Below are 14512 nucleotides of genomic sequence, written 5' to 3'. Positions count from 1 at the left end.
GCTCACCATCCGCTCAAACCGATTCAATACCGACGGGGAACTCCATGAAACACGTAATGCTTTCAGCCCTTTGCGCACTGGCGATGTTGCCCCTTGCTGTTCTCGCACAGGATAAAGGAGCCATTCGCTTTGGCGTTGATCCCAGCTATCCGCCGTTCGAGTCGAAGGCGCCGGATGGGTCGTTCACGGGTTTCGATATCGACCTGGGCAACGCGATCTGCGCGCAGCTCCACCAGAAGTGCGTATGGGTCGAGCAGAACTTCGACGGCATGATCCCGGCGCTCAAGGCACGCAAGTTCGACGCCATACTTTCAGCGATGTCTGCTACACCGGCACGGCGTGAGCAGATCGATTTCAGTCACCGTCTTTACAACAGCAGCTCGGCATTGATAGCGCGCACGGGCTCGAACCTTCAGCCGACCGCGCAGGCTTTGCAGGGTAAACGCGTGGGCGTTGTGCAGGGCTCGACGCAAGAGAGCTATGCGAAAGCGGAGTGGGCGCCGAAGAACGTGACGGTGGAGTCGTATCAGACGCAGGACCAGATTTATCAGGACTTGGTGACGAACCGTCTCGATGCTGCATTCCAGGCCGCCGTACAAGCAGATTTCGGTTTTCTGAAGACGCCGCAAGGTAAAGGTTTTGGGCTGGTGGGCAAGCCGGTGGGAGATAGTCGCGTGGCGGGCGATGTTGCCATTGGCATACGAAAGGGCGACACGCCAACGGAGACTGAGATCAACCAGGCCATTGCCGCGATACGTCAGAATGGCGTGTATCAACAGGTCGCCGCGAAGTACTTTAATTTCGATATTTATGGCGACTGAGCGTCAGGACTTGGCTCATTTTTTCTCGTAGGGAGACAGGTATGTTGGAGACCGTCACCGCCCGTCTTGAACGGGCCGTCACGCCGCAATTGATGGAAGACTTTCATCGCGATGGCGCGGTTTGTATTCGCCAGATATTCACGCAGGAAGAGGTCGCTTTGCTGCGTGAGGGTATCGATAGCAACCTGCAAGCGCCCAGTCCGCGCGCAAAAGTTGCGAGCCGTCCCGACGATCCGGGCTGGTTCTTCGAAGACTTCTGCAATTGGCAGGATAACGAATCATATCGCCAGTTTATTTTTCATTCGGCCGCACCCGCGGTTGCCGCAGCGTTGCTGGGGAGCGAGACCATACGGCTTTACCACGATCACCTGCTGGTGAAAGAGCCGGGTACCCGGCAGCGTACGCCGTGGCATCAGGACCAGCCTTACTACAACATCACCGGCCACGATAACGTCAGCATGTGGATTCCCGTTGATCCCGTTTCGCAGGAGTCGAGGCTGGAGTTTGTTGCGGGCTCGCACCTTGGGCCGTGGTTGATGCCGCGTACGTTCATGGACAATCAGGCGAAGTGGTTTCCCGAAGGCAGCCTCACGGATCTGCCGGATATTGAGGCCGACAGGGGTGCGTATCCGATCATCGGGTGGGCGCTTGAGCCGGGCGATATGGTCTGCTTCAACATGCTGACGCTGCATGCGTCAGGTGGTGTGAGCGGACAGACACGGCGGCGTGCGTTCTCGGTTCGGTTTATTGGCGACGATGTCCGGCATGCGCCGCGCCGTTGGCATACCTCACCAGAGTTTCCAGGGCTTGCGGAGACGCTGCCTGAGGGCGCTCCGATGGAGCATCCACTTTTTCCTGTTGTCTGGAATGGGGCTTAGCGGGATCGCGATAGGCGCGGGGAATGGCAATGAACATTCGTCGAAGTTTTCCCCGACGCTGAAATGAAGAAATGCGTCGATTTTCGAACGCGTTTTTGGCGCTAGTCGGTTATTACGAGCGCTGTCGTTTTGTTGCTGCGGCTTCTAAGCGACGCTTAGGCCGGCGCTTGGCCGCGTCGCAAATCTTTAAGCGCCTATACCCCTAGATTTCAACTCCTCAACTTATCGCATTCCCTTCTGCTACGCCTCCGCTCCTAGTCAAATCCTCCCGCCTCTCATCTGTTTTTCATCCTTTTTCATCCATTTCTCATCCCGTTCCAAGTGCCGATCATTCTTTCAAAATATCTCCAAATATTATTTTTATAGAGATATTTAGTAATATTTCAGATAGCATTTTGTCGGCTTAATGCGGGTCACACATGGCTCCGATTAAAGCATCCCCCGGGCCGCTGCTTCCCGGTCATGAGAATTCGACAATAAAAGGACTTGTAGAAAGCACGATGAAAAGCAACCCCTACTTCACACTTGTGGCGGCAATATCCGCCTCCACGCTTCTGCTCGCTTCCTGCGGCGGTGATTCAGACGACCACCAGTCCGCCTCCCCAACCCCCGCGCAAGACTCGAGTTGCCTCGCGGTGAACAGCAGCGGGTCGAGCGTCGTCATTGGCTCGAATCTCCCGGGCGACCCTTCACTCCCCGAAGCCGCTTCGGGTTATCGCACGGGTCTGAAGCCCGTGTACGCGAAGACTTATATGGTCACCACATCGAATGCGTATGCGAGCGCCGCAGGCTGCGCCGTGCTCAAGCAAGGCGGGACCGCGGCCGATGCCGCAGTCGCTGTGCAGGCAGTGCTTGGCCTGACAGTTCCCGAAGCAACGGGGCTCGGGTCAGGAGGCGTGCTGATGTACTACGACGCATCGAAAAAGACGGTGCAGGCGTACGACGGCCGCGAGTCGGCACCGAGCGCGGCGACCGAAAACTATCTTCGTTATGTCGACGATACAAACGACCGTTCCGCGCCGCAGCCAAGCGCGCGTGCGAGCGGTCGCTCGATCGGCACCATTGGTGTACCGCGGCTTATTGAGGCGCTGCAGCGCGATCACGGCAAGCTTGCGTGGAAGGATCTGTTTGGTGACGCGATCACGCTGTCAACCAATGGCTTTCCAATCGGTGGACGGCTTGCTGGTGCAATTGCGTCGAATGCGAGCAGCCTGAAACGCGACCCCGAAGCCGCTGCTTACTTTCTTAACGCGGACGGCTCGCCCAAGGCATTGGGCACGCTGCTGAAAAATCCGGCTTACGCGAATACGCTGAAGGCGATGGCAAGCAACGGTGCCAACGCACTGTATTCCGGCCAGATCGCACAGGACATTGTGGCGAAGATTGCGACGACCACGGGCGCCGATGGCTCAGTAATCACCCCGGGCAAAACGACGGTCGCCGATCTCGCGAACTATCAGGCGAAACAGCGCGATCCCATTTGCACGACTTACAGGAGCTACTGGATTTGCGGCATGCCGCCGCCGTCGTCCGGTGGAATTGCGGTGGCGTCCGCACTGGGCATTCTCGAGAACTTTAATCTTCAACAGCAAAAGCCAACGGCTATCGATCTCGAAGGCGGCAAGCCTACCGTTCAGGGTGTCCATCTGATTACCGAAGCTGAACGGATGGCGTATGCGGACCGCGACAAATATGTAGCCGATACCGATTTCATTCCGCCGCCAAATGGCACCTGGAACACGTTGCTGAACAAGCCTTATTTGCAGAGCAGGGCGGCCCTGATCAACGTCAACAAGAGCATGGGTACGGCTGCTGCGGGTAACTTTGGCGCGGTTCCGCTTGGCGTGGATAAAACGCTGATCGAGCATGGCACGAACCAGTTCACTATCGTGGACGGCAGCGGCAACGTGGTGACCGCCACCACGACGGTTGAGTCGAGCATGGGTTCGTTCCACATGACGAACGGTTTCCTGCTGAACAACCAGCTCACGGATTTCTCCGCGAATCCGACCGACACCACGGGCGCTCCGGTTGCGAATCGCGTGCAGCCTGGCAAGCGGCCGCGCAGTTCGATGGCGCCTACTTTAGTCTTCAAGATCGCCGCCGATGGGTCGAAGGGCGACTTCGTGATGGCAACGGGTTCACCTGGCGGCGGCACGATTCCGCAGTACGTGGTGAAGACGATTGTTGGTGTGCTTGACTGGGGACTGGACGCGCAGCAATCCGCGAATCTGGTCGACTTTGGCGCGAGCAATAGCCCGGTCACGACTCTCGGCGGCGAGCATCCGAACATCAACAGTTCGAATGGTGGCGCGAACGATCCCTTGCTGACGGGACTGGTTGCTTTGGGTCACACCGTTTCCACGGCGGCTCAGGCGAGTGGCGTCAATACGATCCTTCGTACGGGGATTAATCAGTCGAGCGTCCTGCAGGGTGGCACGGACCCGCGCCGGGAGGGCGTGGTGTTGGGTGATACTTTCGCCCCTTAAGGAGTGAGCTGGCGTAGCGGGGCTGGTCGATGGTAAGAGCCGGTCCCGCACGGCCATGGTGGTGCATCTTGGCGTCGCGCAAGTCACTGATCCCGCGCTTGACTGAGGCCTGTCACAAAACGACTGGCTTCAGCGAGCGTGCTTTCCGGCGAAGAAGATTTCCGCAGCAAAACGAACGGTTCGGCGAAATCGCGGAGTGTAGTATGCCCACCAAAGCGACATGCTGCCTGATCCATTCGGCAACCTCGGTACCGGTTGATTTGTCGCGATGTCGTTCCACGTTGGGTCATCAGCGCATGAAACGCGAGTGCATCAGTCGTCCCGCGGATCGCATGCCGAATCTTTTCCTTTGTAATCGCAAACCAGTTGCCAAAAAAGTGTCTCGTGGCCATATGCGCGAAAGCGCACAGAGAGATTTGGGCTGAGGACCATACTTTGTTCGCTAGCGCAAAACCGTCTCGATCTGAGTCACGCGCCGCATTTCTGTAAGTCTTTCATAAAGCCTCAGTTCCACTAGCTATCGGGGAATGATCCCTCGCAACGTCGGATTGCCAGGGGAGCCACGCTGCCGCGCGCAAGCAGCGTTGACACACGCTTACGCAATCAGGTGCCACCGATGCGTCTCCAAGCCATCAGCTATGCCTTGATTCTTGCCTGCGGGTCCATGGCATCCGTTGACGCGCTTGCCGCCGATGCAGCCGGCGTCGTCAAGACCGTCAAGGGCACGGTGCAGGTCGAGCGGGCGGGAGCAAGTTCGGGCGCGGCCATTGGCAGCGAGGTGTACGGCAGCGATCGCATAGTGACCGGCCCCGAGTCCTCAGTCGGGATCACGCTGCGTGACGACACCCAACTCTCCGCAGGCGCCAATTCCATCCTCGAGCTCAACAAATTCGCGTTCAATACCACGACCCATGACGGGGTGCTCGATGCGTCGATCAAACGCGGTTCCCTGGCAGTGATCTCCGGAAAACTGGCGAAGGCGAATCCGGATTCCGTGCGTTTCAGCACGCCGACTACGACGCTCGGCGTGCGCGGCACTGCGTTTATTATCGAAGTTGGCGGTAGCGGGGAGGGTGCCCGGTGAAGGCCGCATTCCGACGTCACGAGCGAGCATTTGCAGCGTCATTCGCCACGCTGGTTTTGCTGTCTGCGTGCAGCACGCCTCCGGACAAAATCATTCTGTTGCCGGATCCGGAGGGGAAGGTCGGAGCTGTCATCGTCCACAGCGCCACCGGACAGCAAACCATCAACAAGGCATACGCCGGGGTCGACGTCAGCCAGGGCGGCGCTATCGAAAAAACGATGGATAGCCAGTCCAGCGTGGAGACGCGATACAGCCAGCTACTCGCGGCCCGGCCTCCGCGTCCCAGGACGTTTACGATCTTCTTTCTCTTCGACTCGGCCACCGACCTGGCTCCCGAATCGCTCGCTACGGTTAAAGAGTTAAAAGCGGTGCTGGCGAACTGGCCTGCGCCGCAGCTTGTAGTGGTCGGTCACACTGATCTGGCCGGCTCGCAGGATTTCGATGACAACCTGTCCAAGCGTCGAGCGCAAACGGTGGCAGCATTCCTGGTCAGGCAAGGCATTCCCGCCCAACAGATAGAGATCGCTGCACGAGGCAAGCGCGAGCCGGCGGTCCACACTGCCGATGGTGTCCCCAACCGCTTGAACCGACGCGTCGTCATCACCATCCAATGATCCGCGCGAGTCATCGACGGTGAACGGCCTATCCCTTCGATGAAACGCTTCTACGACCTATGGCGTGCCCGGATCAAGCGTCTGAACAAGGCGGCCCAGGGGCGCCCGATGGCGCTGATGGTGTTGTTCGGCCTGAGCCTCGTCAACCTGTCCAGCGAATGGCCCAGCGACATAGCGCGTCCCGCTTTCGTGGCCGACCTCGACGATGCACTTCCGGATTCTTTCAAAACGGCCCGGCAACTTCTGTTCGATCAGTATCAACGTCGCTTTCCGCGAGTACCGACCGCGCAGCCCGTGACCATTGTCGAGATTGATGACCCGACACTGGCAGCCGTCGGGCAATGGCCCTGGCCGCGGAATCGGCTCGCCAGTCTGGTCGATGCCATTGCGGCGCTGAAACCGCTGGCTATCGGTCTCGACATCTACATGCCGGAGCCGGACCAGACTTCGCCCGACAAGGTGGCCGGTAATCTACCGGAAACGGCCGGGGATCTTGCTGCCCGCTTGCGGACGCTTCCCAGTCATGAAGCTATTCTCGCGAGTTCGTTGCGCGCAGCGCCGACCATACTGGGTGCTGCAGCACTTGACCATCCCACCTTCGCCGCGAGCACCGATATGCGTAGCGCGCCGATCCTCGTGCATGGCACTGATCCTCTTGGCCGCGTGCAACGGTTCGACTATGTGCTCGCGAGCCTGCCGGAATTGCAGGCGGCGGCCCACGGGCAGGCGATGCTCAGCGTGGCGCTCGAACAAGGCGTGGTCCGTCATATTCCCCTCATCATGGGATTGGGGGACAAACTGGTTCCCGGTCTGCCGATGGAAATGTTCCGCGTTGCCACGGATTCATCGGCGATCTCTGTCTTTGCCGATACATCGAGCGTGCAGGCGGTGGGTGTCGCGGATGTGCAAGTGCCTACCCAATCCGGCGGCGATATCTGGCTGCATTTCGCCTCTATTCGATCGTCGCTGAGCCGCTATGTGTCGGCGCGCGAGATCCTGCAGGGAACGGTGGATCCAGAACGGTTTCGAAATAAATTGGTGTTGATCGGACTGACGGGTACTGGCGTGACGGACATGCGTACGACCCCGTTGGGGGAACTGGTGCCCGGAATTGAGATTCAGGCGCAGGTGATAGAGACAATTTTTGAGGGAAGGTTTCTGCGGCGTCCAGCTTGGTTGAAGTGGGCGGAAAGTGGCTTTATTATAATGTTTGGATTACTGATCATTTGGTATGTGCCACGGACGCAATCAAGGTTTGCGGCGTTCTTAAGAGACGTGCCTAAGGGTTCTACTATTTTGGGCGTCGTGCTGCATCTGCTGAACCTTCTATGCTGCTTCTTTATCTTCATCCGCTTCGGACTGCTGGTCGATGCAGCCTCTATTTTCATTATTCTGTCGGCGGTGATGGGGTGTTTCTTTGCGCGTACGTTGCTGCATGTCGTGGAGCGAGCGAGGGCGGAGGCGAAGGGGCCTGAGTAGATCCATGCGACTCTCTCCTGACTCGACATTCGCATTTCTTGCTAGAAATAGCGTTGAACCAGGACTATGATCGGCAAACCTGGCGGCTCTGAATCGAAATTTACGGAGGTTCCTTTGCGAGCGGAAACCAAATTCATCTTTTTCCCGGGCAACAATACTCCCAACTTGGTTCGAGCCGCAATCGCAGTTTATTGGAGTACGTTTGCAGTTTTTTTTGTCCGTATCATTCATGGAGTGGGCGTTCCGCCTTTCAGTGCTCCCCGGGAAATGGGCGCGGCGATCACGGTGTTTGGACTGCTCTTCGCAATTTTGATCTTCTATGCATTTACTATCATGCGGCTTTCAGCTGGAAAGCTGTGGGCAAGAAACGTTGCGCTTTTTCTGACGGCATTGCTCATCATGACGGCCCTCTATCATCTGTTTGCGGACGGGCTGTCCTCCGAGCGGAACAACGTCGTGGGTCTAATAAGCATTGCCGCAGAAACTGTCGCAGGGTTATTTTTGCTGAGATCGGAAAGTAGCCTATGGTTCAAATCGAAGACTAACTAAAACGACATATTCAAACGGACTGGGATAGTTCCTTTGTGGCGCTCTGGCGCGCCACAATCAATCCATCCCCAACGCTACTTCGCTAAGACAATGTGCGTGGCCCGGTCCGTTGGTACATGCTCGACTGTCCGATATCCCAGAGCGCGAAGATCCAGACCGCTAAAGAGCGGTTCCCCTTGGCCAAGCGCGACGGGAGCAAAGGCGAGGTGAATCTCATCCACGTAGCCGGCCTGGACGTACTGCCTCACAGTCTCTACACCGCCGCCAATCTTGACGTCCTTTCCGCCCGCCGCTTCGCGCGCCTTTTTTAACGCTTCCTCAATGCCGCCAGAAATGAAATGAAATGTCGTGCCGCCCAGCATCTCAATTGACGGCCGTGGATGATGCGTGAGTACAAAGGTTGGCGCATGGTACGGCGGATTGTCACCCCACCAGCCTTTCCATTGATCGTCCGGCCATTCCCCGCGAATAGGGCCGAACATGTTGCGCCCGAGGATGAATGCGCCGAAACCTTCCATTGCTCGCCGGGCAAATTGGTCGTCAAGGCCAGTTTCACCGTCTTCCTTTCCCAGCATCTGACGGAAAGTCCGCGTCGGGAAAAACCATTGGAAGATTTCCTCGCCTCGCACACCAAGCGGGTGATCCAGACCTTGATCGGTTCCCGCGGAAAAGCCATCGAGTGACACACCAAACCCTGCAACTCTTATCTTCGTCATAAACGTCTCCGTCAGCGCTTCAAATGATGTGGCTTCGATGCCAGATGATAATTTCGTTTTCATCCACACGACGCGCGACGGGATGCGAAATCGACAACGATCTGGCTCGGTGGAAACCCGTACGCAAGGTTAGCCGGTTTTTAGTTGGCGCCAGAGTCAAAGGCACGCGTTCGGTTGCGAAGCGAAGCAAAGCTGCCTTGCAACAATCGGATGCCCTGCTTCACGGTGTTTAACTCACAACCGTGCCGACCACACCGATACGGCCCATCGAGGCACGACCTTCGCCAGGTCTCGGTCGTCAGGTTCGACACTTCGTGGACCTTACAGCTGCGCTGATACCGGCAGCAGCCGGCCGCGCTAAAAGGTGTGTTGACCACCGCACCGACGCTATCTGTCTCAAGCCTCAAAGTGTGGCAGACCGCGAATCCGGGGCCTGCTATCCCGCACGCCCAAGCGCGTCGAGCGATGCCGCGAGGACAGCGGCGAGACCGCCCACTTGAACCAGCCTGAGCACCTCCATGAAGCGATCTGAAGACAACGCGAGCAACCAGCAATCCGGCCTCGAGATCATCACTGATGCGGACGCTTTCCTCGCGCTTCGAGACGAATGGAATGCGCTCTGGTCGCAAGCCGATGGACGCCATCACCAAGCGTTCGATGTCTGTTGGCAATGCTGGACTCAGGTGGCAAAGCCGCGCGGTCAGCGGCTGCATTGCATTGTGTATAGGGAGGACGGCGAACTCGTGCTCGTCTGGCCGCTTGTGAGCCATCGGCGGTTCTTCTGCAGCGTCCTAGAACCACTTACGCCCGGTACCGCTGAACACACGAGCATCCTCGCAGCCGCCGGTGCGAGCGCAGCGCTTAATGCAGCCTGGCGCGCCGCGACCCGAGATTGCCGCGCCGATATCTTCTCTGTTCCGTATGTCGCAAAGGATGCCGGGCTCTACGATCTGGTCTCGCGACACGCGGGCTTGGTTGCAGCGAGGCAGGATGTCTCCGCGACGGCTTTACTGCGCAAGGAGCCGGACTGGTCGGCTTATTGCAGCACGCTGGGCACGTTGTCGAAGAAGAAGCCCGGCGCGCGCGAGAGGCGTTTCGAAAAGGAGGGCGTCCTGGAAATCCGCACGCTTGAAGCTGGGGATACGCAGGCGCACGCCCAATGGGTGGACTGGATGCTCGCGCGTAAACGCGAGTGGGCAGAACGCGTCGAAAAGGACGGCCCTTGGCTCAATTCGCAGGGTTATCGGGACTTTCTGGTCAGTCTCGTCGACGGTACGCACACGCAGCCGATGGGAATAGTCTTCGTGATGACGCTTGACGGCATGCCGGTCGCTGCCAACATCGTGGGGTTGGGGCATACGTGCGTGAACGGTTTGATCGGGGCCTTCGACTCGAAGTTTTCGAAGTTTGCGCCCGGGTCGATCATGATAGAACGCTGCGTCAAGTGGGCCTGGGAAAATCGGATGGATCTCGACCTCGGCGTTGGCACGGAAGACTTCAAAGCGTACTGGAGTCGGGGCAATGTACTGCCGAACACCAGCTTTCAGATTGCTACGACGCAGTGGGGAAAAATGGCGTTCCACGCCAAGAGTCTCGCGAAAAAGCTGGTCGATATGCGCGCGGAGAGGGCGTCAGCCAACGCCGACAAAGCCGCCGATAATGCCGCGGCGATTGCAAAGGCAGCTGCTCCAGACATCGCTGAAAGACGGCCGTCAATCGCCATGGCGCAAGCGCCGGAACTTGGCGAAGCCTGAAGCGGAGAAGCAGGCTGCAAAAGCCTCTTTCGCTCGGCTCACGGCAGCTTGGGACAATCGCGATAGAGGCCCCGGCAAGGCTGCCACCAAAAACCCCCTACCCACCACCCCTCACATAGTCGACAAGAACCATCCGGGTTTCCTTGGCATGACTAAGCATCGGGCAGCTTTAGCCATCGACCAGACGGGTTTATGCCGCTCGACCACGAGCCTCGGCTTAAGCGTCGGATTGAAGCCACTTAGAAAGCGCAAGGTATTCGCGTTGGGGATGCCGTCGAAATCGAAGGTGAGTTTTCGCTTCATCGCATCCTGGATCGCCGCCCAGATCAGCACGCTGATCGCGCCGCTATGAGCGCTCGGACTGCGGGATGACAGCAGGTAGTACGCCGCGTGCGAATCGAAGGTCACGCCAATCGCCGCCACGAGATGACCGTTCGTGTCGTAGGCGCCAAGCAGGTATCCCGCGTCACGCTCGACAAACGCGCTGACCAGCCGCTGCATCAGCTCCGTGCCGTAGATGTTCGAGCGGTGGCGCACGGCGAGATTGGCATCGTAGAACCGGTTGAATTCGGCAGGCGACTCGATAGGCGCAACCCGCAGAAACTTTTGTCCTGTGCGGATCACGTTACGGGTCTTGCCGTTCAATCCTTTCCACAGTTGCTCTATGTCGCGTTCCTGACCGAACTGCAGCGTGTAGCGCGTCGATACGGTAAAGCCGTTCAGCCCGAACGCGAGGGCATCTTCCACGCGCGGATCGAAGATTTGATAAAAGCTGTCGACTTCCGGAATCTGCTCGATGAGCTGCGTGGTGATGTCGATACGCTCGAGCATCGCGTGCGCCGGATCGCCGGCGAACGGTTTTAGGGCGGGTCCAAGTGTGCGCGTGAGCGGCGGCATCTGTGACGTGCGCCACGGTCCCTTGCGTCCCACCGAATACGGCATCTCGCCGACGATCTCGTTACCCCGCCGTACAGTTGCCGCGCGCCAGTTGCCGTCGGTCGCGAGGTCGAGCCACCACGCTTCATGAAAAACCGACTGAGCAGGAAGCGGCGCGCTCGCCGGGGTGGCTCTGTTGTCCGGATGAACCCGCGGTGCCGTGCAACGCGCACCACGCAACTTGTCGTGGCGCGCCGGCTCGCCATCGGCTCGCACGGGGGTAGTGACCCGTGCGGTGCCAATATTGGAGCCCGTAGCCTCTTCGTGCGTTGTGAACGCTGCCTTGCCTAACGCCTGATTACTGCGGTTGCCGCCCGGGTTCGATACTGGGCTTTCCGTTCTGATCGCATCGATAGAACGCTTTACGCCAGTCGACGAATGGACCGGTTGCAACGCAGGTTTATATGTAGCGCAAACGTCCCGATTCATAGATTCAAGCGTGTGGTTTAAGTTTTATCGGCAGTCAACCTAGTGCAGTTCCGGCATGCGGCGCAAATCACTGGCTAACGCGTACTTTATTGCCTGCTTAACGAACACTACCTGCGCGAGCGCGACTTTAATGTTCGCGGACACACGTTCTCGATAAAGCCCGATATTTTCACCCGTGATCCTCATCCGTCGATGACTCATTACGTTCATTCATGACCGAGACATTCATGAGTATGACGTTGCGCCGGCACTTTCTTAGCTTGGTGTTTGCGGCTTTAAGGCACCTCCTCGGTTGGTAGCAACCCGATAGCAGACAGCACGACGGTCTGAGAGGCAGGTATAGCGCGACTGCAGACGCGAGATTAACAATCGCATTTATAGGCGTAGCTTCATCGGTGGTGACGGACTTAGTCCTATGCTCGGATTGTTGATCATAATTCTAGCCGGTCTTGCAATCCAAACGAATATCTGCTTCGGAGAAGGGGATGGGGGCGGCTCGACCGGACTCGTGCGATTTCAAAAAGCTGTTATGGATCTGTATTGGCACAGTCGCAACTCTCAAGTTGGCTAACTTGAGTCGACTCGTGCTGCGTCTTTGATGGGTTTCGGATTAGCCTTTCGGCTCGATCGATCTACGCATCATTGATAGTTCGACCAGTTCGAGATGATAGGTGTAACGTCCCTGGACAACCTTCATCAACATTGCTCCAATTGATACGCCGAATATCAGGGCAATCCCCCAGAGAATGATGGTGTTCATCAGGTTGCCGGGGGCAAATCCGCTGGCGAATGTTTGGTTGAGCCACGGTAAGCCACCTGCGTCCTTGATGTTGGACAGAGTCAGAGCGAGCAACGTATAAACGGCCGTACTTCCACCGAAGAAAAGCACAATTCGAGCATCCAGACGCCTTACCTTGATTTGCAGCCAGTGCTGTACATACTTAAGCGTGTTATCGTCATAGCGCATTAAACGTCGCACATGCGACTCGTCATTCGCGATCTCCTTTGTAATGGTATTCAGCGTTTCCTCCTTCCAGTGACGCATCAACATAAATCCAGCGATAGGCTCAACGAGTAGTGAGGATGCGCTCAGTAGCATAGTCGAAACATAGAACGCGATCCCGGTGTATGCCAACGGTGTCGATGGAGCCTTCTTGTACCAAAACCCGAATACGGCAAGCATGCATAGACATAACCCACCGAGTCCAAGTAGAAGCCATGAAAGTTTTCGTGACCGAGTCATGAACGGACCTTTCGCAAGCTTGTACGGTTCGCAACTAGCGAGATCCGCTAATATTTCATCCGTTTTCATCATTGTTCTTCAAGAGTTTAACGTTCGGTTTAATTGTCATTTCCTGATAGCCGATCAGTAAGAGTACGGAATATAGGCAATTGTAGTAGACGGCGTCCCGGTGGCCACAATCTCCCAGCAACTGTTCTCGCACCTATCTCGGACCGTTCACCGCTCCCCCAAAAAACCTTGGGGCCCATCGTGTAAGACGTGCGCGGACTGTCGCCATGCCCGTCGATATCGGTGAACCTCATTCCAATGCTCTCGGCCACCTTCATCGAAGCAACGTTACCCGGACGAATATCCGGGACAATTCTTTGCAATTCGAGCGAGCGAAACGCGTGCTCAACAATCACTCGCGCACCCCCCGACGCATACCCATAACCCCAAGCATCGCGACAAAGTCGCCACCCAATCTCAATCTCCGGGCCAATCGCATCGCGGGGAATTAAAAGCACCCATCCTAAGAACCGCATCGGAGAGTCTTTGCGGAAAATAGACCAATACCCCAACCCATCACCGAACGATGTCCGAAGACGATGCTTCAAAAACCGCTCATGCGCTTCAGCATCGTGCCAAGGCCCATCGATAAACTGAGTGCCAGCGGATCACGATCCATCGCCAGACATGCTTCGTAGTCCGTCATGGTACGCGGGCGGATCAACAGACGACCAGTCTCAAACGTGGGCAGTGCGTCGCTCATCGGAACTGGAGTTGAAATTAAAATCGGAACCAAAGAGGAGGGCGATACATCAAGCTAACCCCCGACAGGCCCTACAAAAATCGCAGGACCCACCGAGGTTAAAAACAGCAAAAAACAGTCAACCCAAACAACTCATCAAGTTGCCCGAGCAGTATCAAACAATCAACCAACCATTCAAACAACCCAACCCCTACCCCCCACCCACCAGCGACTTCCCTTGCGAAAGAATCTTGTCACAAACCTGCTTTGTAACCTGCTGCTTCAACCCACCGCCGCTCAGATCCACCGACTTCCCATCGCCACTTTTCAACAGCCCCGCAGCCCCGGCGGTATACCCACTATCCGACGACGCAGCCGACGTCCCGCCCAGCTTGCTCATCAACGAGTCCTTGACCGACGACGCCCCGTTCCCACTGAGATAGTTGTTCTTGATACAGAACTGCAGCACACCGGCCACATTGCTCGTACTACCCGATGTCAGCGATGACCCGGTCAACCCGCCAGTCATACCGCTCATGCTCCCCAGGCTGCTGAGCCCCGTAGACGATGAACCATCGGAGCTTCCGCCTCCCTTCAGCAAATTGCCGAGCTGCGCGTGAGCGGCTGAAAAGGGTAACAACATTGCAATTGCGATGCCTGCAACAGTGCGGCGATACATACGGACTTTCATACTCGGACTCCTTGAGTGACAAATACCAGCCTCTAATATAGTGCGTTTCGCGCAAGACATTGAACAAGAACATCCCCGACTTGCGATAAACCAATTTAA

The 14512-nt window shown here is 57.1% G+C and carries 14 protein-coding genes; 8 read left to right on the top strand and 6 right to left on the bottom strand.

The window, feature by feature from the left end:
• Positions 1-44 precede the first annotated feature (44 nt).
• The 7 genes from ACSQ83_RS21670 (at position 45) to ACSQ83_RS21640 (ending at position 7914) form a co-directional block, all read left to right on the top strand.
• A complete protein-coding gene (locus ACSQ83_RS21670) occupies positions 45-821 on the top strand; it encodes an ABC transporter substrate-binding protein (RefSeq protein ID WP_436229572.1) in 777 nt (258 codons plus the stop codon).
• A 41-nt stretch (positions 822-862) separates the two neighbouring features.
• The gene (locus ACSQ83_RS21665; RefSeq protein ID WP_414953567.1) at positions 863-1699 is read left to right on the top strand and encodes a phytanoyl-CoA dioxygenase family protein; all 837 of its coding nucleotides are present in this window, start codon (positions 863-865) and stop codon (positions 1697-1699) included.
• A gap of 500 nt (positions 1700-2199) precedes the next feature.
• A complete protein-coding gene (locus tag ACSQ83_RS21660) occupies positions 2200-4188 on the top strand; it encodes a gamma-glutamyltransferase family protein (RefSeq protein WP_436229571.1) in 1989 nt (662 codons plus the stop codon).
• Positions 4189-4804: 616 nt separating this feature from the next.
• The gene (locus tag ACSQ83_RS21655; protein ID WP_414955315.1) at positions 4805-5272 is read left to right on the top strand and encodes a FecR family protein; all 468 of its coding nucleotides are present in this window, start codon (positions 4805-4807) and stop codon (positions 5270-5272) included.
• Positions 5269-5886, top strand: coding sequence for an OmpA family protein (locus ACSQ83_RS21650; protein WP_436229570.1), 618 nt, complete (start codon positions 5269-5271; stop codon positions 5884-5886). Before ACSQ83_RS21655 ends, ACSQ83_RS21650 begins: the two co-directional genes overlap by 4 nt.
• 39 nt (positions 5887-5925) lie before the next feature.
• Positions 5926-7365: a CHASE2 domain-containing protein gene (locus ACSQ83_RS21645; protein WP_436229569.1), complete on the top strand. Its 1440-nt coding sequence runs from the start codon at positions 5926-5928 to the stop codon at positions 7363-7365.
• Between the two features lie 66 nt (positions 7366-7431).
• Entirely contained in the window at positions 7432-7914 is a 483-nt protein-coding gene (locus ACSQ83_RS21640; RefSeq protein WP_436229568.1) for a hypothetical protein, read from the top strand.
• 74 nt (positions 7915-7988) lie between these two features.
• On the opposite strand, the gene ACSQ83_RS21635 is transcribed toward ACSQ83_RS21640, so the two are convergent.
• Entirely contained in the window at positions 7989-8630 is a 642-nt protein-coding gene (locus ACSQ83_RS21635; RefSeq protein ID WP_436229628.1) for a dihydrofolate reductase family protein, read from the bottom strand.
• A gap of 518 nt (positions 8631-9148) precedes the next feature.
• Here ACSQ83_RS21635 and ACSQ83_RS21630 point away from each other — a divergent pair.
• On the top strand, positions 9149-10384 hold the full coding sequence (locus ACSQ83_RS21630; RefSeq protein WP_436229567.1) for a GNAT family N-acetyltransferase: 1236 nt from the start codon (positions 9149-9151) through the stop codon (positions 10382-10384).
• Positions 10385-10495: 111 nt separating this feature from the next.
• Here ACSQ83_RS21630 and ACSQ83_RS21625 read toward each other — a convergent pair whose 3' ends face one another.
• The 5 genes from ACSQ83_RS21625 to ACSQ83_RS21605 form a co-directional block, all read right to left on the bottom strand.
• Positions 10496-11749 (bottom strand): GNAT family N-acetyltransferase, encoded by a 1254-nt coding sequence (locus ACSQ83_RS21625; RefSeq protein ID WP_436229566.1) that lies wholly within the window; start codon positions 11747-11749, stop codon positions 10496-10498.
• 610 nt (positions 11750-12359) lie between these two features.
• Positions 12360-12794 carry a hypothetical protein gene (locus tag ACSQ83_RS21620; RefSeq protein ID WP_436229565.1) on the bottom strand — a complete coding sequence of 145 codons (435 nt, stop codon included), beginning with the start codon at positions 12792-12794 and terminating at the stop codon, positions 12360-12362.
• A 296-nt stretch (positions 12795-13090) separates the two neighbouring features.
• The gene (locus ACSQ83_RS21615) at positions 13091-13588 is read right to left on the bottom strand and encodes a GNAT family N-acetyltransferase (RefSeq protein WP_436229564.1); all 498 of its coding nucleotides are present in this window, start codon (positions 13586-13588) and stop codon (positions 13091-13093) included.
• Positions 13585-13743, bottom strand: a complete 159-nt coding sequence (locus tag ACSQ83_RS21610) for a hypothetical protein (protein WP_436229563.1) — start codon at positions 13741-13743, stop codon at positions 13585-13587. Before ACSQ83_RS21610 ends, ACSQ83_RS21615 begins: the two co-directional genes overlap by 4 nt.
• A gap of 190 nt (positions 13744-13933) precedes the next feature.
• Positions 13934-14413, bottom strand: a complete 480-nt coding sequence (locus ACSQ83_RS21605) for a DUF2501 domain-containing protein (RefSeq protein WP_414954679.1) — start codon at positions 14411-14413, stop codon at positions 13934-13936.
• Between the last annotated feature and the right edge of the window lie 99 nt (positions 14414-14512).

Origin of the sequence: Caballeronia sp. LjRoot29 (assembly GCF_964252755.1) — a bacterium.
Classification (GTDB): domain Bacteria; phylum Pseudomonadota; class Gammaproteobacteria; order Burkholderiales; family Burkholderiaceae; genus Caballeronia.
Note: the sequence above shows the minus strand (reverse complement) of the source record. Positions and strands in the feature narration are given on the sequence as shown.

What these genes read in the sequence shown, in the direction of transcription:
- ACSQ83_RS21670 (WP_436229572.1), top strand. Translation starts at nt 45, where the DNA reads ATGAAACACGTAATGCTTTCAGCCCTTTGCGCACTGGCGATGTTGCCC.
- ACSQ83_RS21665 (WP_414953567.1), top strand. Translation starts at nt 863, where the DNA reads ATGTTGGAGACCGTCACCGCCCGTCTTGAACGGGCCGTCACGCCGCAA.
- ACSQ83_RS21660 (WP_436229571.1), top strand. Translation starts at nt 2,200, where the DNA reads ATGAAAAGCAACCCCTACTTCACACTTGTGGCGGCAATATCCGCCTCC.
- ACSQ83_RS21655 (WP_414955315.1), top strand. Translation starts at nt 4,805, where the DNA reads ATGCGTCTCCAAGCCATCAGCTATGCCTTGATTCTTGCCTGCGGGTCC.
- ACSQ83_RS21645 (WP_436229569.1), top strand. Translation starts at nt 5,926, where the DNA reads ATGAAACGCTTCTACGACCTATGGCGTGCCCGGATCAAGCGTCTGAAC.
- ACSQ83_RS21640 (WP_436229568.1), top strand. Translation starts at nt 7,432, where the DNA reads ATGATCGGCAAACCTGGCGGCTCTGAATCGAAATTTACGGAGGTTCCT.
- ACSQ83_RS21635 (WP_436229628.1), bottom strand. Translation starts at nt 8,630, where the DNA reads ATGACGAAGATAAGAGTTGCAGGGTTTGGTGTGTCACTCGATGGCTTT.
- ACSQ83_RS21630 (WP_436229567.1), top strand. Translation starts at nt 9,149, where the DNA reads ATGAAGCGATCTGAAGACAACGCGAGCAACCAGCAATCCGGCCTCGAG.
- ACSQ83_RS21625 (WP_436229566.1), bottom strand. Translation starts at nt 11,749, where the DNA reads ATGAATCGGGACGTTTGCGCTACATATAAACCTGCGTTGCAACCGGTC.
- ACSQ83_RS21620 (WP_436229565.1), bottom strand. Translation starts at nt 12,794, where the DNA reads ATGCGTCACTGGAAGGAGGAAACGCTGAATACCATTACAAAGGAGATC.
- ACSQ83_RS21610 (WP_436229563.1), bottom strand. Translation starts at nt 13,743, where the DNA reads ATGAGCGACGCACTGCCCACGTTTGAGACTGGTCGTCTGTTGATCCGC.
- ACSQ83_RS21605 (WP_414954679.1), bottom strand. Translation starts at nt 14,413, where the DNA reads ATGAAAGTCCGTATGTATCGCCGCACTGTTGCAGGCATCGCAATTGCA.